At 43.8% G+C, this 23,294-nt stretch carries 25 protein-coding genes; 20 read left to right on the top strand and 5 right to left on the bottom strand.

The window, feature by feature from the left end; all coding sequences use genetic code 11:
- The first annotated feature begins 16 nt into the window (after positions 1-16).
- The 4 genes from JJ692_RS14935 to JJ692_RS14920 all read left to right on the top strand — a co-directional run bounded on the left by JJ692_RS14935 (position 17) and on the right by JJ692_RS14920 (position 2,924).
- On the top strand, positions 17-718 hold the full coding sequence (locus tag JJ692_RS14935) for an SDR family NAD(P)-dependent oxidoreductase (RefSeq protein ID WP_175579094.1): 702 nt from the start codon (positions 17-19) through the stop codon (positions 716-718).
- Complete coding sequence (locus JJ692_RS14930) at positions 696-1,481, top strand: SDR family NAD(P)-dependent oxidoreductase (protein ID WP_206534470.1); 786 nt, start codon at positions 696-698, stop codon at positions 1,479-1,481. Before JJ692_RS14935 ends, JJ692_RS14930 begins: the two co-directional genes overlap by 23 nt.
- A gap of 93 nt (positions 1,482-1,574) precedes the next feature.
- On the top strand, positions 1,575-2,531 hold the full coding sequence (locus JJ692_RS14925) for a sugar-binding transcriptional regulator (RefSeq protein WP_024424944.1): 957 nt from the start codon (positions 1,575-1,577) through the stop codon (positions 2,529-2,531).
- Positions 2,532-2,594: 63 nt separating this feature from the next.
- The gene (locus tag JJ692_RS14920; RefSeq protein ID WP_034281483.1) at positions 2,595-2,924 is read left to right on the top strand and encodes a bh protein; all 330 of its coding nucleotides are present in this window, start codon (positions 2,595-2,597) and stop codon (positions 2,922-2,924) included.
- Positions 2,925-3,098: 174 nt separating this feature from the next.
- Here JJ692_RS14920 and JJ692_RS14915 read toward each other — a convergent pair whose 3' ends face one another.
- Positions 3,099-4,424, bottom strand: a complete 1,326-nt coding sequence (locus JJ692_RS14915) for an APC family permease (RefSeq protein WP_025092292.1) — start codon at positions 4,422-4,424, stop codon at positions 3,099-3,101.
- A gap of 329 nt (positions 4,425-4,753) precedes the next feature.
- On the opposite strand from JJ692_RS14915, the gene JJ692_RS14910 reads away from it, so the two are divergent.
- Positions 4,754-5,710 carry a ring-cleaving dioxygenase gene (locus tag JJ692_RS14910; RefSeq protein WP_025092293.1) on the top strand — a complete coding sequence of 319 codons (957 nt, stop codon included), beginning with the start codon at positions 4,754-4,756 and terminating at the stop codon, positions 5,708-5,710.
- A 35-nt stretch (positions 5,711-5,745) separates the two neighbouring features.
- Here the strand turns inward: JJ692_RS14910 and JJ692_RS14905 are convergent, their stop codons facing one another.
- Positions 5,746-7,035 carry a S1C family serine protease gene (locus JJ692_RS14905; protein ID WP_073204880.1) on the bottom strand — a complete coding sequence of 430 codons (1,290 nt, stop codon included), beginning with the start codon at positions 7,033-7,035 and terminating at the stop codon, positions 5,746-5,748.
- Between the two features lie 167 nt (positions 7,036-7,202).
- Here JJ692_RS14905 and proG point away from each other — a divergent pair, with 167 nt between their 5' ends.
- From proG to JJ692_RS14855, 10 genes are all read left to right on the top strand, one after another.
- Positions 7,203-8,027, top strand: coding sequence for a pyrroline-5-carboxylate reductase ProG (proG, locus tag JJ692_RS14900; RefSeq protein WP_073204883.1), 825 nt, complete (start codon positions 7,203-7,205; stop codon positions 8,025-8,027).
- Between the two features lie 189 nt (positions 8,028-8,216).
- Complete coding sequence (locus JJ692_RS14895; RefSeq protein WP_073204886.1) at positions 8,217-9,041, top strand: M55 family metallopeptidase; 825 nt, start codon at positions 8,217-8,219, stop codon at positions 9,039-9,041.
- A gap of 18 nt (positions 9,042-9,059) precedes the next feature.
- Positions 9,060-9,995: an ABC transporter permease gene (locus tag JJ692_RS14890; RefSeq protein WP_024424621.1), complete on the top strand. Its 936-nt coding sequence runs from the start codon at positions 9,060-9,062 to the stop codon at positions 9,993-9,995.
- Complete coding sequence (locus JJ692_RS14885) at positions 9,992-10,954, top strand: ABC transporter permease (RefSeq protein WP_024424622.1); 963 nt, start codon at positions 9,992-9,994, stop codon at positions 10,952-10,954. Before JJ692_RS14890 ends, JJ692_RS14885 begins: the two co-directional genes overlap by 4 nt.
- A 7-nt stretch (positions 10,955-10,961) precedes the next feature.
- Positions 10,962-11,975, top strand: coding sequence for an ABC transporter ATP-binding protein (locus JJ692_RS14880; RefSeq protein ID WP_073204889.1), 1,014 nt, complete (start codon positions 10,962-10,964; stop codon positions 11,973-11,975).
- On the top strand, positions 11,972-13,594 hold the full coding sequence (locus JJ692_RS14875; protein ID WP_073204892.1) for a peptide ABC transporter substrate-binding protein: 1,623 nt from the start codon (positions 11,972-11,974) through the stop codon (positions 13,592-13,594). The genes JJ692_RS14880 and JJ692_RS14875 overlap by 4 nt, the downstream gene beginning before the upstream one ends.
- A 316-nt stretch (positions 13,595-13,910) precedes the next feature.
- Positions 13,911-14,852, top strand: coding sequence for a S66 peptidase family protein (locus JJ692_RS14870; protein ID WP_025092301.1), 942 nt, complete (start codon positions 13,911-13,913; stop codon positions 14,850-14,852).
- Entirely contained in the window at positions 14,849-15,928 is a 1,080-nt protein-coding gene (locus JJ692_RS14865) for a dipeptide epimerase (protein WP_073204895.1), read from the top strand. The genes JJ692_RS14870 and JJ692_RS14865 overlap by 4 nt, the downstream gene beginning before the upstream one ends.
- Positions 15,928-16,839 (top strand): C40 family peptidase, encoded by a 912-nt coding sequence (locus JJ692_RS14860; protein WP_073204898.1) that lies wholly within the window; start codon positions 15,928-15,930, stop codon positions 16,837-16,839. The genes JJ692_RS14865 and JJ692_RS14860 overlap by 1 nt, the downstream gene beginning before the upstream one ends.
- A complete protein-coding gene (locus JJ692_RS14855) occupies positions 16,836-17,804 on the top strand; it encodes an ABC transporter ATP-binding protein (RefSeq protein ID WP_073204901.1) in 969 nt (322 codons plus the stop codon). The genes JJ692_RS14860 and JJ692_RS14855 overlap by 4 nt, the downstream gene beginning before the upstream one ends.
- A gap of 45 nt (positions 17,805-17,849) precedes the next feature.
- Here JJ692_RS14855 and JJ692_RS14850 read toward each other — a convergent pair whose 3' ends face one another.
- The gene (locus tag JJ692_RS14850) at positions 17,850-18,731 is read right to left on the bottom strand and encodes a dimethylarginine dimethylaminohydrolase family protein (protein WP_073204903.1); all 882 of its coding nucleotides are present in this window, start codon (positions 18,729-18,731) and stop codon (positions 17,850-17,852) included.
- A gap of 178 nt (positions 18,732-18,909) precedes the next feature.
- On the opposite strand from JJ692_RS14850, the gene JJ692_RS14845 reads away from it, so the two are divergent.
- From JJ692_RS14845 to JJ692_RS14825, 5 genes are all read left to right on the top strand, one after another.
- The gene (locus JJ692_RS14845; RefSeq protein ID WP_008346212.1) at positions 18,910-19,431 is read left to right on the top strand and encodes an acyl-CoA thioesterase; all 522 of its coding nucleotides are present in this window, start codon (positions 18,910-18,912) and stop codon (positions 19,429-19,431) included.
- Between the two features lie 114 nt (positions 19,432-19,545).
- Complete coding sequence (locus JJ692_RS14840) at positions 19,546-19,872, top strand: PadR family transcriptional regulator (protein ID WP_073204905.1); 327 nt, start codon at positions 19,546-19,548, stop codon at positions 19,870-19,872.
- A 4-nt stretch (positions 19,873-19,876) separates the two neighbouring features.
- On the top strand, positions 19,877-20,635 hold the full coding sequence (locus JJ692_RS14835) for an HAAS domain-containing protein (protein WP_073204907.1): 759 nt from the start codon (positions 19,877-19,879) through the stop codon (positions 20,633-20,635).
- Between the two features lie 105 nt (positions 20,636-20,740).
- On the top strand, positions 20,741-21,229 hold the full coding sequence (locus tag JJ692_RS14830) for a small multi-drug export protein (RefSeq protein ID WP_024424632.1): 489 nt from the start codon (positions 20,741-20,743) through the stop codon (positions 21,227-21,229).
- 17 nt (positions 21,230-21,246) lie between these two features.
- Positions 21,247-21,792 (top strand): GNAT family N-acetyltransferase, encoded by a 546-nt coding sequence (locus JJ692_RS14825; protein WP_024424633.1) that lies wholly within the window; start codon positions 21,247-21,249, stop codon positions 21,790-21,792.
- Between the two features lie 14 nt (positions 21,793-21,806).
- On the opposite strand, the gene JJ692_RS14820 is transcribed toward JJ692_RS14825, so the two are convergent.
- Positions 21,807-22,850 carry a bifunctional transcriptional activator/DNA repair enzyme AdaA gene (locus tag JJ692_RS14820; RefSeq protein ID WP_024424634.1) on the bottom strand — a complete coding sequence of 348 codons (1,044 nt, stop codon included), beginning with the start codon at positions 22,848-22,850 and terminating at the stop codon, positions 21,807-21,809.
- 229 nt (positions 22,851-23,079) lie between these two features.
- Positions 23,080-23,214 carry a YrzI family small protein gene (locus JJ692_RS14815; RefSeq protein ID WP_073204910.1) on the bottom strand — a complete coding sequence of 45 codons (135 nt, stop codon included), beginning with the start codon at positions 23,212-23,214 and terminating at the stop codon, positions 23,080-23,082.
- Positions 23,215-23,294 lie beyond the last annotated feature (80 nt).

The following is a 23,294-nucleotide window of genomic DNA, read 5'->3' as shown; positions in this document are numbered from 1 at the left end:
AAGGGATAGGGAGGAGATGCATGTGCACGTCCAGCTTCATCAGAAAGCGGCACTTGTGACAGGTAGCACAGATGGATTTGGAGAAGCCATCTGCCTGGCTTTAGCCCGGGCAGGTGCACATGTTTTTTTACACACGTTTCATGATGAATCAAAGGCTAAAACCATTCGTGAAGACATTCAAAAAATGGGCGGTCAAGCGAGTATCATTCAGAACCCGCTGGAAACGCCGCGTGATGCCACACGGATGCTGAGGCAAGTGATTGATACATGCGGTAAACTGGATATTTTGGTCAATCAAGCTGAACAAGGAGCGGACGCGGAGCTTGATGACGTGAGCCCAGATGAGTGGGTGGATGAAGTGGAATCGGCTGTGAATACCGTCTTTCTTTCCAGTCAGGCTGCCGTATGGCATATGGTTGATCAGAAGCAAGGCTGCATCATTAATATATCGTCATCAGGCAGTATCACAGGGGATGGCGGGATCTCACATGCTACATCAAATTCTATGCTGAATGCCATGACAAAAGGGTTAGCAAGAGAATTTAAAGACAAAGGTATTCGGGTGCTTGCGCTGCTGCCGCCGCCTCTCGATTTGGTTCCTGATACAGAGCAAATCAAGGAGACTGTGGCCCATATGACGGTGTTTCTCAGTACATCCTATGGTGCATTTACAGATGGCGCGGCGATTATGCTTGATGGGGGTGAGAGTGCTGGCTAATGTGCAAAAACCAGTTCTCATCGTTGGCGGAGCCCAAGGGATCGGAAAAGAAATTGCTGAGCGGTTTTTAAAAGAAGGGCACCAAGTCGCCGTGTCAGATATAGACGAAAAGGGACTTTCGCTCTTAAAGACACAGTATCCTCAGCTGCTGATATTTCAAGCTGACGTTTCATCGTGGGAAAGTGTTCAGCAAATGATATCAGAAGCTGAAAGGGAGCTGGGCGGTATTGCTCACCTTGTGTATTCAGCAGGAATGACAAAATCACTGCCTTTTTTAGAAGTCGATTTTTCACTTTGGAAAAAGACACTGGCTGTGAACTTATATGGTCTTTACTATTGCATCAAAGCGTTGGCACCCTATATGTGTGAGCGGCAGGAAGGCAGTGTTGTCATTATTGGATCGGGATCGGCAATCACCGGATCAGGCGGCGGTATTCAATATTATGCATCAAAAGCAGGGGCTTTTGGATTGATGCGTTCGCTCGTAAAAGAACTAGGTTCGCATCATATACGCATCAATGTGATTGCCCCCCGCGTCATTGAATCTCAAATGCTTGATACGCTCTATCCTACTGTAGAGGAGAAACGGCAGCTGCAATCACTCATTCCCATCGGAAGATTAGGAAAGCCTGCGGATATTGCAGGACTCACTTTATTTCTCACACGTAGCGAGGGGAGTTATTTGCACGGACAAATTATCCTGTTAGACGGAGGGAGAACGTATCAGCCGAAATATACTGAGGGAAAAAGAGCGGAGAGTTAATCGCTCTTTTTGTCATTTTCATAACAATTGTTCCAATTGGAAACGAATGTTTGGTATACTGGTAATCATAGTATATTAAAAGGATGATGTCACATGCTGAATTGGGAAGAAAGACGACAGCTCGTCAAAGTTGCTCATCTTTATTATACAGACGGGTGGACGCAGCAGGAAATTGCAAAAAAGCTCAATGTCTCAAGACCAGTCATTTCAAAGCTCTTACAAAAAGCGAAAGATGTGGGAATCGTTGAAGTGTACATTAAAGACGAAAGCATTCATACGGTGGAACTTGAAAAGCAGCTAGAAACAACCTTTCAATTAACAGATGCGGTCGTTGTCCCAAGTGTCGGGACAATGTCTGAGATGGTGAAGCGGGCAGTCGGTCAAGCAGGCGCCTATTATTTGTCTAAAAACATGAAAAATGCGGAGAAAATCGGTATTTCATGGGGCACGACGCTAGCTGAGCTTGTCAAAGAATATCCTTTTGAACGAAGAAATGATGTGAAGGTCATTCCTTTAGAGGGCGGAATGGGCAGGCAGGCGGTCGACATTCATGCCAATCAGCTGGCATATGAGCTGGCAAAGAAAATGAACGGCACGTGTTCCTATTTATATGCCCCTGCGATTTTAGAAACAGAAGAATTAAAAGAACGGCTTATGGCGATGCAGGACATAGAAGCTGTGCTTGAAGAAGGCAGAAATGTGGATATTGCCCTCATCGGTATTGGCAACCCGCATAAAGGGTCAACTTTAAAAACAGTCGGTTATTTAAAAGAAGAGGACTTATCTGGTTTAAGGCAATCAGGGGCTGTCGGTGATATTGGCTTTCGTTTCTTTGATGGAGAAGGAAAACCTGTCCAAGATGAACTGAATCAGAAGGTCATTGGCTTATCGCTGGAACAATTAAAGAGCGTCAAAACGGTCATCGCTGTTGTAGAAGGCACCCATAAAGCTGAGAGCATTTTAGGGGCTTTAAATGGCGGCTTCATCCAAGTACTGGTGACAGACGAACTAACGGCGGCAGCCATTTTAAAGGAAGCATCCGTTCAATAAAAGACTGGCAGCGTTCGAATGATATAACAAGAGCAACATCAAACGAGAAAGGAGCTGTGTATCTTGAAGCAAACCGAAATGGAAGCAAACCTACACTGTACTCGGTGCCAAGAAGAGACCCTCCACAGCATCGTTTATGTGAATGATCAGATGAAAAGCGTTGAGTGTACAGAGTGTCATCAAAAGATCAGTGTGCAAGTCGACATCATGAAGGAATTTTACAAGGAAGTATACGAGAAAATAGCAACAAAGCCAAAGCGGATCACGCAGGAATATAAGTCGAACCTGAATGGATTTATCTCAAGGCTCCCAATCCGCGTGCTTAGTAAGCCATACCGGCTCATGAGATATTTAAACGAATCATACAAAGTGATCAAACAATATAAAAAATGAAGCAGAGACCGTTTAGCGCTCTGCTTCAGCGTGTAGGCAAACCCTCGCATTTTTTCTCAGTCCTCTGTTCTTGTGCTCACGAATGTCACATTCTCTCCGGTCCGGTACTCGTCTTTCCTACACTGCAAAGGTTTTCTATTACGCTGTAAAGAAGGGAAAAAAGCAGAGCACTGATTAGTGCTCTGCTTTTTTTTGTGCTTTTTTCATATAATAATAAATAGGCAGTCCGGCCATCCCGATCAGCATGGAGATCAGGCAGCTTTTCCAATCGGTGATCATGGTGCTGATTAAAACGAATAATGAACCGATAATCGCAATGATCGGTGTCAGCGGGTAAAGTGGTACACTGTACGCACGCTTCATTCCGCTGTTTTGTTTTCTCAGCTTAAAGACGGCGAAAAAGGCCATGACATAAAAGATGTAGATCATGAAAATCGACACCTCAGACAGTTTCTCTGGATTACTGACGATCATAAACACAATGGCGATCAAAATTTGCACAAATACAGCGATCCAAGGTGTTTTAAACGTTGGGTGAATCCGCGAAATCGCGTTGGCGAAAGGAATCTGCTTTCGCTCTGCCATCGCAAAAATCACACGTGGGAATGAAAGAACCTTTCCGTTCAAACAGCCAAAGATACTGATGATGATCCCAATACTAATGATTTTCCCGCCAATTGGTCCAAAGAGCATGGTAGCAGCAGTGCTTGTCGCATTTTCACCTAACTGGACGATTTGATCAGCTGGCAGCACGTGCAAAAGTGCGACATTAATAAAGAGATAACAAGCCGTCACGATTAAAATTCCGCCTGCCATCGCGCGAGGAAGCAGTTTCTCAGGGTTTTTCATTTCACCACCAAGCGCAGCAAGTAAAATCCAGCCATCATAGGCAAACAGCGTAGCCAAAATCGCTGCACCGAAGTTCATTTGAGCGATACTATCGTTGACGGCCATGAAGATGTTTTCGTTACCTTTCCATATGCCAAACACAATAATCGCGGCAATTGGGACAAGCTTTCCGATAGTAGTCAGCCCCTGAACAAATCCGCCGTATTTTGTTCCCATGATGTTAATGATACATAAAAATAAAACGGTGATAATGCCGATCGTTGTAGACCACAAAGTCGAAAGAGAAAATAAATTGGCTAATAATGAACCAAAATAAAGACCAAGTGCACCAATGATGGCGGGTCCGTAAATAATAATCTGCACCCAGCCGCATAAGTAGCCCCAAAATTCACCATACACTTCTTCAAGATAGGCGTACAAACCGCCAGTTCTCGGGATTTGTGTACCAATTTCAGCGACAGTCAGTCCGCCTGCAAGGGTTAAGATTCCACCTAACAGCCAAGCGAATAATGCGATGTCTGAGCTTCCTGAATAGGAAAGGACGTTGCCTGGCTTCATAAAGACGCCTGACCCGATAATGGTCCCGATGACAAGAGATAGGGCGAAAAATAAGCCGATGTCTTGTTTTAACGCTGGTTGTTCTTTGTTCATTACACACGACCTCCTGCATCACTTTCGTACGTTACTGTGACATGTATTTTGTTCATTGTAATACGATTTTAGGAAAACAAGAATTAAAAAAATTTTCTGATTTTCGTATTTGTATTTAAAAGTGTTCTTTTATTGGAGATATTAGGGTAAATGTTGTGTTAAAAACGAACAATGAAAGTTTATTTTTGATTTAATGTTAATTTAATGACCGAAAACCGAACATCCAGTAAACGTGCAGCCAAATGGTTGACTTTTCTTGAAAAATGAACTATTTTATTCATAAGGATATTATCTCGAATTCGAGATAATTTAAAATAGGAGTGAAAATAATGAAAATCAATGGGATTCACCACGTATCTGCGTTAACAGCCAATGCTCAGAAAAATGTTGATTTCTACCGCCAAATCCTTGGCTTAAAACTTGTAAAGAAAACAGTCAATCAGGATGATCCGTCTATGTATCATTTGTTTTATGGAGATGAGGTCGCTTCACCAGGAACAGAGCTAACATTCTTTGAAATTCCAATGCTTGCCCGCCGTTTGGAAGGGACAAATGCGATCACAAGCACAGGTCTTCTCGTTTCTTCTGAAGAGGCACTCACGTTTTGGGAAAAGCGGTTTGAAGATAAAGGCGTGCAGCAAGAAACAGCTTCCTTGAGAGGCGGAAGACCTGCTTTGCGTTTTAAAGACCCAGAAGGGCAGCAGCTGTTTTTAACAGTAGAACCGAATACGCAAGAGGCAGGCTCACCGCCAGTGCATGACGATATTCCGGCAGAGTTTGCGATTAGAGGTTTAGGTCCAGTTGAATTAACCGTTGCAGAAGCTGATAAGACGATCCGTGTTTTAACAGACATCCTTGGATTCACTGAAAGAGCACGTGAACAATCAAATGATGGTGAGATCGTGACCATTTTTGAATCAGGAAATGGCGGTGCTGGAACAGAAATTCATGTGATCGAAAAAACAGAAGGGCCTTCTGAGCGTTCGGGAAGAGGAAGTGTGCATCACGTCGCATTTCGCGTGAAGGATGCAGAGGAGCTTGAAAAATGGTATGAAAAAATCTCAAAAGCAGGCTTTACGAACTCTGGTGTCGTAGAACGCTTTTACTTCAAAGCTCTTTACTTTAGAGAACCGAATGGTATTTTATTTGAAATTTCAACAGATGGCCCTGGGTTTACAGTGGATGAAGGGGTGGACGAACTTGGTGATCAATTAGCCCTTCCGCCGTTCCTAGAGCATAAACGAGCAGAAATTGAACAAAGACTAACACCAATTCAGTCGTCATAAAAAAAAGCAGCTCATCAACTGAGCTGTTTTTTTTATTAGGAACTGACCTGCTTAGATTCAGATTGTGTTAATGTGACCTGCTTTGTTTCTTGTTTTCCGTTTCTAATGAGGGTGATGCTCACGGTGTCTCCTACTTTTGCATTCGTGTATAGCTCATGACGTAATTCACTGCCAGTTTTGATTTGTTTCCCATTGATGCCGGTAATGACATCCTCTGACTTTAAGCCAGCTTTGGCGGCAGGTGAACCTGCGGCGATATCTTTGACGTACACGCCTTGATCGAGCTGACTGCTTTTAAGTCCGAGAGTTTCTTTTTGATACACATCTGGAACTTGTTCGAGATCCAGCATGCTGATGCCGATATATGGACGTTCAATTTTTCCTTTTGTGAGAAGCTGATCAGCGATTGGTTTGACATCATTGATTGGCAGTGCGAACCCAATGCCTTCAACACCTGTTTCAGAGATTTTCATACTCGTGATCCCCACAACCTTTCCGTCTGTCGTCAGAAGCGGACCGCCGCTGTTACCTGGGTTAATAGCTGCATCTGTTTGAATGACATTAATGCTGCTTTCACCTGCTGATGTGTTCATAGAGACTGTTCGGTCGACGCCGCTGACAATTCCTTGTGTCACCGTTCTTGAAAGATCTTCACCAAGCGGGTTTCCGATCGCAATGACGGTTTCTCCAGCACGCAGTGATGAGGAATTGCCTAATGCCGCCACCTTCGTCACATGACTGCTGCTAATTTCTACAACGGCTAAGTCAGTGAGCGGATCAGCTCCAACCAGTTTTCCTTCAATGGTTTTGCCATCGTGTAAGGATACGGTTAGTTTATTTGCGCCTTCAATGACGTGGTTGTTTGTTAAGACATAGGCTTTATTGCCTGATTTTTTGAAAATGACTCCTGAGCCTGTACCGGTTTCTTCCTCTTGACTGCTTTTGTTTTGCTGTGATTCATCGAAAGGCGTACTGAAATCGCCAAAGCTCGTGTCTGTTTGAGTTTGCGCTTGGTAGTTTGTAATGCCGACAATAGCTGGTGATACATTTTCGACCATGCTTGAGATGCTGCTTGATGAATTTGATGTTTGGACGGCTGTTGCTTTTGACGAATTCGTGTGATTTGTCGATACTGCTTCTGTTTTTGCTGCCGAATCATTTGCGGTGCTGTCTGATGAATGCTGAGCATATGGCGTAAGAACGTAGACACCTAACGCTAATGTACCGCCTACAACACCGCTGACAAATGGCTTAAACCAGCCGTTTGGCTTTTTCTGTTTTTGAGGTTGTTCAATTATTTGTTTGTCATCTTTGTGCTCTGTCATTTCAATCACTCTCTTTCAATGATTTTTCATGTATGTGTTTGGGTGTTTTACCGTATGTGGTGGGGACTGACTTTATCGTATGAAAAAAGTGTGGGATAAAAATGAAAACATTGTGGGAAATTGTTAAAATAAGTAGTGAATCTAAGCAAGATAGAGGAGATTAAACTGTGGAGACAATTGGAATCATTGGATATGGAAGTATGGCTGATATGATGGTGCAAAAGTGGCTGGAAAATGGGGTGCTGGATGCTCATCAAATCATGATCCATACAAGAAGTGAAACGGAGCGCCTTCATCAGCTCAAAGAAAAGCACCAAGAAATCAACATTTGTTCATTAGATGAACTTTCTGCGTCATGTGATATATTGTTTGTCTGCGTGCCGCCGCTTGCTGTACTAAATGTTCTGGATCAGCTGCCTTCTAAAGGGAGAGCGGTACATATTGTGTCAGTAGCAGCAGCTGTGACATTAGAAAAGTTACAGGCGCATACAGCGCAGCCAGTATCCAGATACATCCCAACGCTCACGTCAGCTGTTGGGACAGGCGTGTCCCTTGTTGCGCATGGTGCAGCCGCAGGACGTGAGGACAAGGAGCGTTTGCACCGGCTGCTTTCAGCTTTTAGCATCGTCAGGGAAGTAGAGGAAGACCGGTTTGATGCGGCGAGCAATTTGACAAGCTCATCTCCTGGTTTTATCGCTGCTCTTTTTGAAGAAATGGCGAAAGCGGCTGTGAGAAATAGTGATCTTTCCTTAGAGGAAGCGAATGAATTTTTAACGTATGCCCTTTTAGGAACTGGCCAGATCCTCGTAGAACGAGGCCTAACCTTTGCTGAAACTGTCGATAGAGTGGCGACAAAAGGGGGAATTACAGGAGAAGGTGCTGAGGTCATTCAACAGCAGGCACCTCAGATGTTTGATGATTTATTTACACAAACCATGAAGAAATATGAACAGCTGAAATCGCAGATTAACGAAGCGGATAAACACCACTAAAGACATAGTTAGTGGTGTTTTATTTGTTAAAAAAATCCTTTCTAAAAAAGCCGTTTGACCTGTATTATCTGAGTCTAAACTCCTTATTTTCGGACATTGTATTGAAAAATCAATCAAGTTCTCATATAATTTTTTAGAAAATTTAGAAAAATATACACAAATTTTATGTTTAATTAAAGGGGGATGGGAATGAAGCTCTATCTATCTGTCGATATGGAGGGAATTACTGGTCTAGCTGATCATACATTTGTTGATTCACGCCAGCATAACTACGAGCGTGGCAGACGCATTATGACGGGTGAAGTGAATGCTTGTGTAGATGCACTTCTTCAGCATGGTGCCACCGACATTTTGGTGAATGACAGTCATTCTAAAATGAATAATCTTTTGATCGAAGAACTGCATGAAGAGGCAGTTCTCATATCAGGTGACGTAAAGCCTTATTCAATGGTGCAAGGATTGGATCAAACCTATGATGCAGCTGTTTTTTTAGGCTATCATGCAAGGGCATCAATGAAAGGTGTGATGTCACACAGTATGATTTTTGGGGTCAGACATTTTTACATAAATGATCATCCAATTGGTGAAATGGGCTTTAATGCGTATGTTGCAGGCTACTATGGTGTGCCGGTGATTCTTGTTTGCGGGGATGATCAAGCAGCACTTGAGGCAGAAAAGCTGATGCCTGGTGTGAAAACAGTGGCAGTGAAAGAGACAATCTCAAGATCTGCTGTGAAATGCTTAACTCCACCCAAAGTCAATCAACAAATCTCGCAGCAAGTGGAAGCCGCGATGAAACAGATTGATCAAATGAAGCCGCTGACGCCTCCTGATCAGCCGCTGCTTAAGATTGAGTTTGCCAATTATGGACAAGCTGAATGGGCGAATTTAATGCCCGGTACTGCCATCATAGAAGGAACAACGACGGTGACGTACCAGGCAGACAATATATTAGAAGCCTATCAAGCAATGCTTGTCATGACAGAGCTTGCCGCACGTACAACATTTTGTTAAGCGAGGGGGAGACAGCAGATGGCCAGCTTTTTGCTCAAGCGTTTTATTGCGATGATTGCCACGATCTTAACGATTACGACTTTAACGTTTATTTTAATGAAGGTCATCCCAGGATCGCCTTTCAATGAAGAACGAAATACAAACGAAACCGTCCAGCGAAACCTCGAAAGCTACTATCACTTAGACGAACCACTCTATGTTCAATATGTCATCTATTTAAAATCCATTGTTACCTTTGATTTTGGTCCTTCCATTAAAAAGCCTTCTGAAAGTGTCAATGATCTATTGGCGAGAGGCTTCCCAGTCTCATTAGAACTTGGTCTTATCTCAATATTGATTGCTGTCATCTCTGGCATTCTGCTAGGGGTTATGGCTGCCCTCCGGCATAATGGTTTGATTGATTACATCGCCATGACGATTGCTGTATTCGGTATATCCATTCCAAACTTTATCTTTGCTACCTTATTAATTCAGCAGCTTGCTGTCAATTTGAAGCTCTTTCCTACAGCGATGTGGACAAGTCCAATGCATATGGTGCTGCCTACAATCGCCCTTGCTGTCAGCCCAATGGCCATTATCGCCAGGTTAACGAGGTCGAGCATGATTGAAGTGCTGTCGCAAGACTATATCCGTACGGCCAAAGCAAAAGGACTTTCTCCCTTTAAAATTGTATTTAAACATGCGCTTCGGAATGCACTATTACCCGTTGTGACCATTCTTGGAACACTTGTCGCAAGTATTTTAACAGGAAGTTTTGTCATTGAAAAAATATTTGCCATTCCTGGAATGGGAAAATACTTTGTCGAGAGCATAAACAACCGTGATTATCCTGTCATCATGGGAACCACTGTTTTTTACAGCATTATTTTAATCACACTTCTCTTCATTGTCGATGTGGCGTACCGTCTCCTTGATCCAAGGATTCAGCTGCATCAGAAAGGAGGAAAGGCATGAGTATACACCTTCAGCATGATCCACCGAACAGGCATCCTGAAGTGCCGGACGAATGGTTTTCTCCACGAGAGCAAAAGAAAACAGAAGCCCATGCCATTAAAAGACCCTCTCTTTCCTATTGGGCAGATACATGGAGGCGGCTGAAGCAAAATAAGCTTGCGATGTTTAGTCTATCGGTTCTGATTTTTCTTTTTGTCATGGCAGTCTTAGGCCCATTGCTTGCGCCAAATAGTGTGACAGAGCAGCGTCTTTCGATGCAAAATCTGCCGCCTTCGGCTGCTCACTGGTTTGGAACAGATGAGCTTGGACGAGATGTGTTTACTCGGACTTGGTACGGAGCACGCATTTCGTTATTTGTGGGTGTCATGGCAGCCTTGATTGATTTTGCCATCGGTGTGATTTATGGGGGCATAGCCGGCTATAAAGGCGGACGCTATGACCATGTCATGATGCGGATTGTCGAGGTACTCTACGGACTTCCTTATTTACTTGTCGTCATTTTATTGATGGTGCTCATGGGCCCAGGGCTTGTCACCATTATTGTAGCGCTCACTGTCACCGGATGGATTGGAATGGCAAGAATTGTGAGAGGTCAGGTTCTTCAGCTGAAAAGCCAGGAATATGTCCTTGCCTCAAAGACCTTTGGTGCCAAAAGCCTGCGGATCATTCGCCGCAACCTGCTGCCGAATACGATGGGGCCGATTATCGTCCAAATGACCCTGACTGTGCCGACCGCGATATTTGCTGAAGCGTTCTTAAGCTTTCTCGGTTTAGGTATTCAAGCACCATTTGCAAGCTGGGGCGTGATGGCCAATGATGCTTTGCCGACTGTGCTGTCAGACAATGGACATTGGTGGCGTTTATTTTTCCCGGCATTTTTTATTTCACTTACGATGTTTTGCTTTAACAATTTAGGTGATGGCTTGCAAGATGCGCTTGATCCAAAGATGAAGAGGTGATGGCGCTTTGAAAAAAGTTCTACAAATCATCGATCTGCACGTCAGCTTTCGGACATACGGCGGTTCAGTTCAAGCAGTACGCGGAGTGAATGTCGATGTATATGAAAAAGAAACCTTAGCCATTGTGGGAGAATCAGGCTGCGGAAAAAGTGTGACATCACAAAGCATTATGAGGCTTCTGCCTGCATACAGCGCGCAAGTCGATCAGGGAGAAATCTGGTTTCAAGACCGCAACTTGCTGTCATTATCTGAAAAAGAAATGCGCGCCATACGAGGTGTCGATATTTCGATGATCTTCCAAGATCCGATGACAGCACTAAACCCAACCTTGACAATAGGAGATCAGCTGATGGAGGCGGCGAAGGAGCATCAAAAGCTGACGAAAAAAGAAGTGAAAGAAGCCGCCATACAGATGCTTGATTTGGTTGGTATTCCGCAGCCGAAGGAGAGATTAAAGCAATACCCGCACCAATTCAGCGGGGGAATGAGGCAGCGGCTCATGATTGCCATGGCACTGATTTGTGAGCCAAAGGTGCTGATCGCAGATGAACCGACGACCGCGCTGGATGTGACCATACAGGCACAAATTTTAGAACTGTTTAAAGAGATTCAGAGGAAAACAGGGGTTACCATTATCTTAATCACACACGACTTAGGAGTCGTAGCCCAAGTTGCCGACCGGGTAGCAGTCATGTACGGAGGGAAAATGGTTGAAACCGGAACAAGGCATGATATTTTTTACAGTCCTCAGCATCCTTATACAAAAGGACTCCTGCAATCCGTTCCAAGACTTGATATGAAAGATGAACTGATTCCGATTGAAGGAAGCCCGCCTGATTTATTTGCACCGCCAAAGGGCTGTCCGTATACCGATCGCTGCCCGGCTGCCATGAAAGTGTGCGATCATATCATGCCGCACGAAACGCAGCGGTCACCTACTCATACAGTGCATTGCTGGCTCCAGGATGAGCGAGCGAACCAAGCGATGTTATCTTCAACACAAAGGGGGAGTTTTTCATGAGAAAAAAAGGGTGGATCATTAGTGTTTGTTTGTTCATCATCATGCTGCTCGCAGGATGTACAGCCAATGAGCAAGCAGGTAAAGGATCATCAAGCAACAAGAATGAAAAGAAAGTATTAACCTTAAATAACGAAAACGAACCGACGTCATTTGACCCGCCGATTGGTTTTAATAATGTATCGTGGCAAGGTCTGAATAACTTAATGGAGGGATTAACAAGACTGAATGAAAAGCACGAACCATCTCCTGCAATGGCGGAAAAATGGGAAATTTCAGAGGATGGAAAAACGTACACATTTCATTTAAGAGACGGCATCAAGTGGTCGAATGGTGATCCAGTGAAAGCGAGTGACTTTGAATATGCGTGGAAGCGTCTGCTTGATCCGAAAACAGGCTCTTCTGCATCGTTCTTAGCTTACATGATTGAAGGCGGAGAGGCATTTAACAGCGGAAAAGGAAAGAAAGAGGATGTAAAAGTCAGTGCTGAAAATGACAAAACGCTAAAGGTCACACTGGTATACCCGCAGAAATCGTTCTTAAATATGACCGCAAACCCTGCCTTTTTCCCTGTCAATGAGAAGGTAGCAGAGAAGGATCCAAACTGGGCAAAGGATGCCAAAACCTTTGTTGGGAATGGACCGTTTCAGCTGACAGAATGGAAGCATGATGAGAGCTTCACTATGGAAAAAAGTGAGACGTATTGGGACAAAAAATCAGTCAAGCTGGATCAGGTAAAGTGGCTGATGATCAGCGATCGAAACACTGATTATCAAATGTATCAATCGGGAGATTTAGATACTGCCTTCGTCCCAGCAGAACAAAGTGAAAATTTGCTGAAAAATAAAGATGTACAAATTGAAGATCAGGCTGGACTGTTCTTTTATCGTCTGAATGTGAACATGGAACCTTTTCAAAATAAGAACATTCGCAAAGCCTTTCAAATGGCGATCAATCCGCAAGATATCGTGGATTATGTAACGAAGAATAAAGAGAAGCCAGCTCGTGCCTTCGTTTCGCCGGGGATTCTAGATTCAAAGGGTGAGGATTTCAGAGAAGCTGGCGGCGATCTTGTCAAACAAGATACGAGTGAAGCTGCGAAGCTATTAGAAAAAGGGCTGAAAGAAGAGAACTATTCAAAGCTGCCGCCCGTCACATTAACATATAGCACAAAGCCTGAGAACAAGAAAAAAGCTGAAGCCATCCAGCAGCAATTAAAAGAAGCGCTGGGTGTAGACGTGAAGCTTGCGAACATGGAAGCCAATGTATTTGCAGAAGATCAAAAGGCGCTGAAATTTCAATTCTCGCAAAGTTCATTTTTAGCAGACTATGCAGATCCGATTAATTTCCTAGAGAGCTTTCAAACAGGGAATGCGATGAACCGGACTGGATGGTCAAACGACACCTATGATCAGCTGATGAAAAAGGCGAGAAAGGAAGCAGATGAACAAAAAAGAAACAGCATCCTTCATGATGCAGAGGCACTTCTCATTGAAGAAGCACCGATCATTCCAATTCATTTTTATAACCAAGTTCATTTGCAAAAAGAGGGCGTGAAGGGAATTGTCCGCCACCCTGTTGGGTATATCGATTTGAAATGGGCACAAGTAGATGGAGAGTAATTGAAGGGAATGAGGGACACGGACGCTTTGAACAAAAGCGTCTCAGCACGAGGACAAACCCTCGCATTCTTTGTCAGTCCTGCGCTTCGGTGCTCATGAATGTCAAATTCGCTCCGCTCCGATGCTCGTCCTTCCTAGGGCTGCAAAGGTTTTCAGGTCACGCTGAATAGAAGACAAAGGGCTAAAATAAAGATCATTTTAGCCCTTTGTCAACAATATGGGACGCTTTGAACAAAAGCGTCTGTTCCTTTATTTGTTCATGTTATGGAGAAAATGCCCATAGATTGTAAGAAATAAAGAGAAAGAGGGGATTGGCATGAACCAGCTGCCAGCGGCGCTTCAAACAGGGGATACGGTGGGGATTATCGCACCAGCAAGCCCGCCTGATGAGTTGAAATTAGCAAAAGGGATTGCCTTTTTAGAGAGCCTTGGGCTGAAGGTGAAAAAAGGGAAGTATCTCGATTCCCGGTACGGGTATTTAGCAGGGCGTGATCATGAAAGAGTGGAAGATCTTCATGGCATGTTTCAAGATCCAGAAGTCAAAGCAGTTATTTGTGCCTGCGGAGGGTACGGAACTGGAAGACTTGCGGAAGCCATTGATTATGACCTCATTCGCCGGAATCCAAAAATCTTTTGGGGTTATAGTGACATTACGTTTTTACATACGGCCATCCAGCAGCAGACCGGTCTTGTGACCTTTCATGGTCCAATGCTTTCCTCTGATGTGGGACTTGAAGAGGTCCATCCGTATACGAAGGATACCTTTTTGCAGCTGTTCACGCCGAAGGCCTTTACGTATACGCATCACTTGTCACCTCTTCATACATTCTACCCCGGCACCGTGTCAGGTGACATCATAGGAGGGAATCTTGCCCTCATCGTGACAACACTTGGTACACCTTTTGAAATTGATACGAAGGGAAAGCTGTTGTTCATTGAAGATATTGACGAAGAGCCTTATAAAATCGATCGCATGATGCAGCACCTCACCTCTGCTGGAAAATTGGATGATGCGGCTGGATTCATCATTGGAGATTTTCATCAATGTGAACCAAAAAAGAAAGACCAGTCCTTAACCTTGGAACAGCTGTGGGAAACCTATATTGTGCCGCAAAAGAAACCTGCACTCGGCGGCTTTCGGATCGGTCATTCATCACCGAATTTTGCCTTTCCGATGGGCGTGCAGGCTGCACTAGATGCCGCAGGGAAAAAACTGCACATTTCTCCAGGCGTTGCAGCGAAAGAGGCGATCAAATGAAAATTGTCGATGTTCGTACATGCAGAACGAGTGTACCGCTAAAAAAGCCTTTCAAAACCGCTTTAAGAACGGTGTATGACGCAGCATCTCTGATCGTCATCATCACATATGATCAAGGTGACGTCAGCTACGGAGAGGCAGTTCCCACATCGGTGATTACAGGAGAAACGCTGGAAAGCATCGACTATGCCATCTGTGAAGTGATCAGACCCATTTTGCTCGGGGCTTCCTTGGCAGAGTATGAACAAATCTTTTCTGCTATGAACCGCGTGCTCGCAAGCAATACAAGCGCAAAAGCTGCAATCGATATGGCCATGTATGATGGGTTAGCAAAGCAGGCAGGACTTCCGCTTTATCAATACCTTGGCGGATATCGTCATCAGCTCGAAACCGACTATACGGTCAGTGTAAACCGGCCGCTTGAGATGGCAGAAGATGCGAAGCAATACGCAGCCGAAGGCTTTCAGACGTTAAAGATCAAAGTGGGAAAAGATGACATACACACGGATATTCAGCGGATCAAGCGTATTCGAGAAAAAGTCGGGCCAGACATTCAGATCAGGCTCGACGCCAATCAGGGCTGGACGTGGAAGGAAGCGATCACAGCCATTCGAAAAATGGAAGCGCTGAATATTGAACTAGTAGAACAGCCAGTGCCGAAAGAAGATATCGAAGGTCTGCGCCGTGTGACAGAAGCAGTTGATCCATTGATCATGGCAGACGAAAGCATTTTCAGTTTTCATGATGCAATCAAGGTGCTTGAAACGAGAAGCTGTGATCTGATCAATTTAAAATTAATGAAATCAGGCGGCATAAAAGAAGCATTAAAAATCAATGCCCTTGCCGAAGCATACGGTGTTCAGTGCATGGTTGGCAGTATGATTGAGTCAAAGCTTGGCATTACAGCAGCGGCACATTTCGCCGCAAGCCAACCGAATATCACCCGCTGCGATTTTGATGCCCCGCTTATGCTGAAAGAGGACATGATAGACGGAGGAATCGTGTACAAAGGAAAAGATATATTTTTACCGCTGCATCATGGGTTAGGCATTCAAGGGGTGAAAGGAGTCTCATGATGATATACGAATCAAAGGTTCCAGTCGCTAACGTTTGGACAGCGCCGCAGTCTCCCCGAGAAATCGATCGAAAGGTACTTCAGGACTCCATCAACATCAAAGAATGGATTGACCAGCAAACATATGAAGAAAAGCTGGCTTTATGTGAAGAAAATTTGATTCAATCTCAAGTACTGCTCGGCGGACGAGTGATTGGATTAGAAGAGACAGATGGCTGGATGAAAGTCGTCATTCCGCAGCAGGCCAGCCGGAAACATCCGCAAGGCTATCCAGGCTATATGCCTGCTGAGCAATTAAAACAAGTAACAGAGGGAAGTGCGTCAGCTGCATCTCTTATCGTTTGTCAGAAAAAAGCCACACTCTATCAAAACGGGGAACCTGATATGGAGATTAGCTTTTTAACAGAGCTGGCAGCCTCCAAAGAAACAGATGATCAATTTCATGTTGTCACCCCAGTAGGAATAAGAGAAATCAACAAAGCGGATGTACGCCCAGTATCGCAAGCTTTCTCTTTGACCGGCAAAGATGTCGTAGACGCAGGAAAACAATTTATTGGCCTTTCTTATTTATGGGGAGGCATGAGCAGCTTTGGCTATGATTGTTCAGGCTTTGCTTACAGCATGTACAAAGCGTGCGGATATCTTTTGCCGAGAGACGCAAGTGACCAAGCAGTTCAAGGAACGCCGGTTACATCAAGTCATTTAGAACAAGGCGACTTGCTGTTTTTTGCAAATGAAAACGGAAAGGGAGCGGTCCGCCATGTAGGGATCTACGCTGGGGACGGGATGATGCTTCATTCGCCTAAAACCGGCAGACAAATTGAGCTTCTCTCTCTTTCTGGCACTTCATATGAAAAGGAATGGGCAGGTGCAAGGCGGTATTTACCAAGTGAGAGGAGGAGCGATACATGACAGTTGAACCACTTTTACAAGTAAACAACCTTAAAAAACATTTTCACCTTTCGAAAGGGAGAACCTTAAAAGCGCTGGATGGTGTCTCTTTTCAGCTGAAACAAGGTGAAACCTTTGGTCTCGTTGGTGAGTCTGGCTGCGGCAAATCCACACTTGGAAAAGTGCTCATGCGTCTTTATGAACCAACAGATGGTGAAGCCTTATATGAAGGGAAAAGTCTTCACCACCTTTCTAAAAAAGAATCATTTGATTTCAACCGGCAAATGCAAATGGTCTTTCAAGATCCGTATTCTTCGTTAAATCCAAGACTGTCAGTAAAAGATATTATGCTGGAGCCAATGGAGATTCATCAGCTTTATGGCAGTCAAAAGAAAAGGATTGCCCGCGTGAAAGAACTGCTCGAAGCGGTAGGATTAAGCTATGATTTTGCCACCCGCTATCCGCACGAATTTAGCGGAGGACAGAGGCAGAGAATCGGCATTGCAAGAGCACTTGCCTTAGCGCCAAAATTTATTATGGCAGATGAGCCGATTTCTGCACTAGACGTCTCCGTTCAAGCGCAGGTCGTGAATCTGCTGAAAAAATTGCAAAAAGAGGAAGGATTAACTTTTCTCTTTATTGCACATGACTTGTCAATGGTGAAATATATTAGTGACCGGATCGGTGTGATGTATTTAGGCCATCTCGTCGAGTTGACGACAAGTGATGCATTATATCAAACACCGCTTCACCCATATACACAAGCCTTGCTGTCTGCAATCCCCATTCCAGATCCTGACGTAGAGGACAAACGCAAAAGGTTTATTTTAAAAGGAGAAATTCCAAGTCCAGTGAACCCGCCAAGCGGCTGTGTATTTCGAACAAGATGCCCTGCCGCGATGGATGTGTGTGCTGAAAAAAAGCCGACATTACAAGCGGTGGAAGAAGGACATGAAGTCGCCTGTCATTTATATAATAGAAAATAGAAAATAGGACAAGCTAGACAAAAGCCAGCAAGTAGACAAGCTGTTCTACATGCTGGCTTTTTTAATAGATGAACGCCGAATAGGCAATGTGCAGCATCTGAAAGAGCCGCCAGATTTAATAATTTCAGAAAAGTCCACTTCAATAACGGTGTATCCGTGAGCGGTTAACGCAGCATTTGTTTCTTGGTTGCTGGGCAAGCTGATCACTTTTTTCTGCCCAATGGATAAAACATTTGGTCCAAGTGTGAATTGCTCTTGTTCGCTGATTTCAATCAAATCATAATACGTTTTGAGCAGCTGGAGATCCTTTTGCTTGAACGCTTCAGGATAAATGATGATCTCGTCATGAGACAGAATATTCATCACACAATCAAGATGCAAAATGTGAGGAGGAAGGTGAATCGGAATGATGTCGTGATCCGGCAGCTCCTTTTTGAGCTGGTAGATAGCGGCTGGACTAGTTCTTTTGCTCGTGCCAACAAACACACGGTTCTGATCCACAAGCACATCGCCGCCTTCAATCGTTCCGTCTGTCAAAGTGACAGCTGACCACCCTTTTGCCTGTGCCCATTCTTTTAGGTATTGTTCTTCCCCTTGCCGAACCGGAGCGGCCATACTTGAAACAAACAGTGTATGTCCAATCGTAAACCCAATATCCCGAGTGAAGACTTGCTCAGGGAAGCGTTCATTCGCCGGGAGCAGGATGGGCCGTACTTGATGATCTTTAAGGGTTTGGATCAATTGCTTATGCTGAGCGACTGCTTTCATTTGAGAAATATTTTCTTTCGCAAAATGTTTCTGGGTTTCGTTAATAATTTGTTTGATTTCCATATAAATAGGACTGCATAAAAGAACTTCCTGTAAATCGTCATATTCACTCATGCATTGCGGCATTTTGTATAATTGCTCTGCTCTCATAGAATCCATCAAATGGCCTCCTTGTTCGTTCATAGTTCTATTATTCCTTCTTCTAGCCATGGTTGAAACATTTCCGAAAGAAAATCTCTCACATAAGACTAAAGCAAAAAGTTTAGACAAACCTAAAAGAATAGTGTTTAATAAAAGTCGTTCCGCACCACGAAAACAGCAAGAAGGAGCTATGATGATGAGTGAAGAAAATTTCAAATACTGCAAGGAATCGAAAGTTGTTAAAACCAGCAGGGTGTTCCCTCTCGATACGAATAACCACCAAACGTTATTTGGCGGGAAATTAATGAGTTATATAGATGACATTGCCTCCATCTCGGCAGCAAGACACAGCCGCAGTGAAACGGTCACAGCTTCAATGGATTCTGTTGACTTTTTAGAGCCGATTGGACAAAAGGAGTCCGTATGCTTGGAATCCTATGTCACATGGGTGGGTACGTCTTCTATGGAAGTGTTCGTCAAAGTCATTAAAGAAAACTTGATGTCTGGAGAGCGCAGACTCGCAGCAACTTCATTTCTGACATTTGTCTCATTAGATGAAAACGGAAAGCCTAAACGAGTCCCGCAGGTGATGCCGGAAACAGAGGAAGAGATCATGCTTCATCAAACAGCGAAGCAGCGGGCAGAGGAAAGAAAAAGCCGCCGAAAGCATAGTAAGGCGCTTGCTGACGCACTTGGGACAGATAAGCCTTGGGCGTAAAAATCACCCTTTAAGCGGTGATTTTTTTCTGTGTCAGTATCTTGCATGGCAAGATAGTGTATGGTAAGATAAAGCTATCTTGTGATGCAAGGTACTGGAATCGGAGGAACAATCATGACAACATCCACACAAATGCTAAAAGGAATTTTAGAAGGCTGCCTGCTGTCGATTATTTCTGAGGGCGAAATTTATGGGTATGAAATGACGAAGAAGCTCGCGCATTATGGGTTTGATCAAATAAGTGAAGGCAGTATCTATCCGATTTTGCTGCGTATGCAAAAGGAACAGCTGGTGACCACCGTCACAAAAGCGTCAGCGACCGGCCCGAAAAGGAAATACTATACGCTCACACAAGCGGGAGAACAAGCGCTCACAGAGTTTATTGACCGCTGGAATGAGCTTTCAAAAAATGTAAACTGCTTATTACAAAAAGGGAAGTGAGATTATGGTATCAAAAGAAACAAGACACATTCTACTAGAGCTGCAACTTTATCTCATATCAAAGGGAAAAAATCAGGATGAAATCGATGAGCTGATGGACGAACTGACAGCACATGCGGTTGAGGCTGAAAAAGACGGCAAAACAGGTGAGGATGTGTTCGGCGGAGATCCGCGGAGCTATGCTGATGAACTGGCAAAAGAGCTGTCAGGAAACCATAAAGACTGGGTGCCGTTTGTCAGTGCTTTCTTAATTGGATCGCTTTTTTACATGATTTTAGCAGATGCAATCAGCCAAAACTTATCCTATTCTTGGTTTGCTTTGATTGGATATCCGCTCGTTTTAGTGGCCAATGTCATCATGATCATTGTGATGTTTAGAGCGTCCGCCTTTCAAACAAGCAGCCGGGTATTTCTCTACTTTTGGATGTTAGGAATCTTTCAGCTGACAGCGATGGTCACAATCAAACTATTGGATCAAAAAGTCGGCACACCACTACTTGTCCTTAATTCTGGCCAGAGGTGGGGCGTCATTTTGCTCATGCTGCTATGTATCGTTGTATTTAATGCAATCTTAAAGGCGAATGTCGTTTCATTGATTCCACTCATCTTTTTCGGACCGCAGCTTATCTTCGAATGGATTGGCTGGACGTCACCAAGTGTGATTTTGCTGCAAAGTCTGCTATCTATTGTGATTTTAATGGGGCTTATATTCATGGTACTGCGCCGGACAAATAAGAAAAATGAAAATACGAATATAAACTGAGCACATCCTATCCGATGTGCTTTTCTTTTTCTAAAAAAATGTAGAAATGGAATTGTATTTTTCATTACAATGGGGAGAGGACAAAAATGAAAAGGGGTTCTGTTTTTGGATATCGTATGGGGATATGTACTCGTTTTTGTATTGGCTGCCTTGCCTTTTTTTGAAGTGATTGGTGTCGTTCCATTCGCAATCTTAAGTGGGCTGCATCCTGTGACAACGGCCTTGATTGGATTCATCGGCAACTTTTTGACAGTCTTGCTTCTCATTGTGTTCGTGGACCGGTTTAAAGCATGGTGGTTAAAAAGAAAAGAGGAAAAAGGTGATGAAAAAGGAGAGAAAAAGCAGATGCGCGCGAGAAAAATTTGGGAACGATACGGTCTGCCTGGGTTAGCACTCATAGGACCTTTTATCATCGGCAGTCATTTAGCAGCCTTGATGTGCATGAGCTTTGGAACGAAAAGAAAGCAAGTCGCGGTGTGGATGACTGTCAGTTTAATGATGTGGACAGCGCTGGCTGCAAGTTTAACCGGTGCGGGCTTCCATTACTTTGCCCCAGATTCAAATGGATTGTTCGGAGATATTTTTAGCAAGTAAAAAAGGGGGGATCATCAATGACAGTTCAAACAAGAACAGTATTTGAAACAGAGCGCCTGAAACTGAGAACGATGAATGAACATGATGCGTCATTTTTATATGACGAGCTGTTTCAGGATGAAGAAGTGATGAAGTATTATCCTTCTTTGAAGGATGAACAGCAGACAAAAGAGTGGATTGCATGGAATCAAAAAAATGACCGCATGTACCACACCTCGCTATGGATCATTGAAGATAAAGAAACAAATGAACGACTTGGACAAAGCGGCATTGTCCTGCAAAACATTGAAGGACAAACCGAGCTTGAGATTGGCTATATGCTAAAGAAAGCGGCGTGGGGGAATGGCTATGCTGCTGAGGCTGCAAAAGGCTGCCTTACCTATGGATTTGAAGAAATGAAGGTCAGACGGATGGTCAGCCTAATTCGTCCTGAGAATGAAGCGTCGGTGAAGGTCGCTTTAAAAATGGGCATGAAAAAAGAAAAAACCATTTCAAAATGGGACCAAATCATTGATGTATACAGCATCACCCGTAACGGAGAAAACGGCTCGCTTACCGAATAAGCAGAGCCGTTTTTTTATGCACGCTGTTCTAACTGAAGCAAATATTTCTTCCGTTCAATCCCCCCGCCGTAGCCTCCAAGCTTACCACTTGTTTGAATCACGCGGTGGCAGGGAATGATAATCGCCAATTGATTGGCACCATTTGCATTACCAACGGCACGAACCAAATGCGGATCGCCCAGTTTCGTGGCTAGATCTCGATAGGATCTCGTTTCGCCTGCTGGAATGCGTGAGAGCTGGTCCCACACCTTCATTTGAAAAGGGGTGCCATGTAAAGAAAGCGGTACAGTAAACTTGGTCAGCTTTTTCTCAAAATATAAGGCCAATTCCTTTGCTAATTGCTGATGGACGTTTGTTTCTCCAACTAAAATGCGGGCATGATGCTTCTTTCTTAATGTTTCAATTTCTTTTTCGAGTCCCCGCCTGTCCATAAACTCCAGTAAATACACATGTGTGGCATCTGTCACACTCATCATGCGCCCGATCGGTGTGGAAATAAAATTAGCATAAAGAATATGAATCTGCGCTTTTTTAGGGGGATTTCCCATGATTTTCGTAAATGCATCATTGAAGGCACTTGAAGATTCATAGCCGAAAGTGACCTGCTGATCGATTACTTTTTTTCCGTTCAAAATTTCTTTAAAGGCAAGTCCCATTCGGCGTGATCTTGCATATTGTACAAAGGTCATGCCGTAAATGTCTTTAAACTTTCTTCGAGCTGTGGCAGAATGAATCCCTAATTGGCGGAAGTCCTCTTCCTTCCAGCGTTTCTCAGGATTTTTTTCTACTGCTGAAACGAGTGTTTTGACTTCTTCAGGAATGCTGTTAGGGTATGTTAATGGTGTGCAGCGCTTGCACGGGCGATACCCTGCCAGCAGTGCTTCCTCCGCTGTAAAGAAAAACTCACAGTTTTCAAATTTTGGCTTTCTGGCCGTACATGTGGCATGACAGAAGATACCGGTTGTCTTAATACAGGCAAAGAATGTGCCGTCATATTGCGGATTCTTGTCAACAAGTGCTTGATAAAATTCATGTTTTTGTTCATCGGTCATCATCATATGAAGCCACCTCTTGATTTTCTATAAAATGTTTTTCAGCATTGTTTTGGGTACGACGGATGATCTGTAAATACATCACTCTAAAGTTGAACGTTCATCGCATCAATCTGATTTCATTATATCAGCGATGTGATCATTGACGTATCCGTGCTTTAAGGAATGCGGTATAGATCCTGTTTACAATCAAGCATCATAAACATGTCAATCTCCTCCTTTTCTCATTCCTGTTTTAGTTCATATATTTTAGCTGCTTCTGTTTCATTTCTTCATAAAATGCTTCAACTTCTTGTTCGTAAAGTACGGTCTCCATGTCCTTGTATTTACGCTTGATCGTCAATGTCATAAAAAATAAATGGATTGTCATATACGCTCATTTCCCTTCAGTCCGCAGCACACGAAAACAGCCCGCAAATCTTCTTTATCAGTTGACCTGTTTCTAACACT

Source organism: Bacillus sp. 3a, from assembly GCF_017161885.1.
In the GTDB taxonomy this organism is placed as follows: Bacteria; Bacillota; Bacilli; order Bacillales; family Bacillaceae; genus Bacillus; species Bacillus safensis.
Note: the sequence above shows the minus strand (reverse complement) of the source record. Positions and strands in the feature narration are given on the sequence as shown.

What these genes read in the sequence shown, in the direction of transcription:
- JJ692_RS14840 (WP_073204905.1), top strand. Translation starts at nt 19,546, where the DNA reads ATGACAACATCCACACAAATGCTAAAAGGAATTTTAGAAGGCTGCCTG.
- JJ692_RS14870 (WP_025092301.1), top strand. Translation starts at nt 13,911, where the DNA reads ATGAACCAGCTGCCAGCGGCGCTTCAAACAGGGGATACGGTGGGGATT.
- JJ692_RS14855 (WP_073204901.1), top strand. Translation starts at nt 16,836, where the DNA reads ATGACAGTTGAACCACTTTTACAAGTAAACAACCTTAAAAAACATTTT.
- JJ692_RS14860 (WP_073204898.1), top strand. Translation starts at nt 15,928, where the DNA reads ATGATATACGAATCAAAGGTTCCAGTCGCTAACGTTTGGACAGCGCCG.
- JJ692_RS14895 (WP_073204886.1), top strand. Translation starts at nt 8,217, where the DNA reads ATGAAGCTCTATCTATCTGTCGATATGGAGGGAATTACTGGTCTAGCT.
- JJ692_RS14865 (WP_073204895.1), top strand. Translation starts at nt 14,849, where the DNA reads ATGAAAATTGTCGATGTTCGTACATGCAGAACGAGTGTACCGCTAAAA.
- JJ692_RS14925 (WP_024424944.1), top strand. Translation starts at nt 1,575, where the DNA reads ATGCTGAATTGGGAAGAAAGACGACAGCTCGTCAAAGTTGCTCATCTT.
- JJ692_RS14930 (WP_206534470.1), top strand. Translation starts at nt 696, where the DNA reads ATGGGGGTGAGAGTGCTGGCTAATGTGCAAAAACCAGTTCTCATCGTT.
- JJ692_RS14910 (WP_025092293.1), top strand. Translation starts at nt 4,754, where the DNA reads ATGAAAATCAATGGGATTCACCACGTATCTGCGTTAACAGCCAATGCT.
- JJ692_RS14835 (WP_073204907.1), top strand. Translation starts at nt 19,877, where the DNA reads ATGGTATCAAAAGAAACAAGACACATTCTACTAGAGCTGCAACTTTAT.
- JJ692_RS14820 (WP_024424634.1), bottom strand. Translation starts at nt 22,850, where the DNA reads ATGATGATGACCGATGAACAAAAACATGAATTTTATCAAGCACTTGTT.
- JJ692_RS14815 (WP_073204910.1), bottom strand. Translation starts at nt 23,214, where the DNA reads ATGACAATCCATTTATTTTTTATGACATTGACGATCAAGCGTAAATAC.
- JJ692_RS14850 (WP_073204903.1), bottom strand. Translation starts at nt 18,731, where the DNA reads ATGGATTCTATGAGAGCAGAGCAATTATACAAAATGCCGCAATGCATG.
- JJ692_RS14825 (WP_024424633.1), top strand. Translation starts at nt 21,247, where the DNA reads ATGACAGTTCAAACAAGAACAGTATTTGAAACAGAGCGCCTGAAACTG.
- JJ692_RS14845 (WP_008346212.1), top strand. Translation starts at nt 18,910, where the DNA reads ATGAGTGAAGAAAATTTCAAATACTGCAAGGAATCGAAAGTTGTTAAA.
- JJ692_RS14905 (WP_073204880.1), bottom strand. Translation starts at nt 7,035, where the DNA reads ATGACAGAGCACAAAGATGACAAACAAATAATTGAACAACCTCAAAAA.
- JJ692_RS14935 (WP_175579094.1), top strand. Translation starts at nt 17, where the DNA reads ATGCATGTGCACGTCCAGCTTCATCAGAAAGCGGCACTTGTGACAGGT.
- JJ692_RS14890 (WP_024424621.1), top strand. Translation starts at nt 9,060, where the DNA reads ATGGCCAGCTTTTTGCTCAAGCGTTTTATTGCGATGATTGCCACGATC.
- JJ692_RS14875 (WP_073204892.1), top strand. Translation starts at nt 11,972, where the DNA reads ATGAGAAAAAAAGGGTGGATCATTAGTGTTTGTTTGTTCATCATCATG.
- JJ692_RS14915 (WP_025092292.1), bottom strand. Translation starts at nt 4,424, where the DNA reads ATGAACAAAGAACAACCAGCGTTAAAACAAGACATCGGCTTATTTTTC.
- JJ692_RS14885 (WP_024424622.1), top strand. Translation starts at nt 9,992, where the DNA reads ATGAGTATACACCTTCAGCATGATCCACCGAACAGGCATCCTGAAGTG.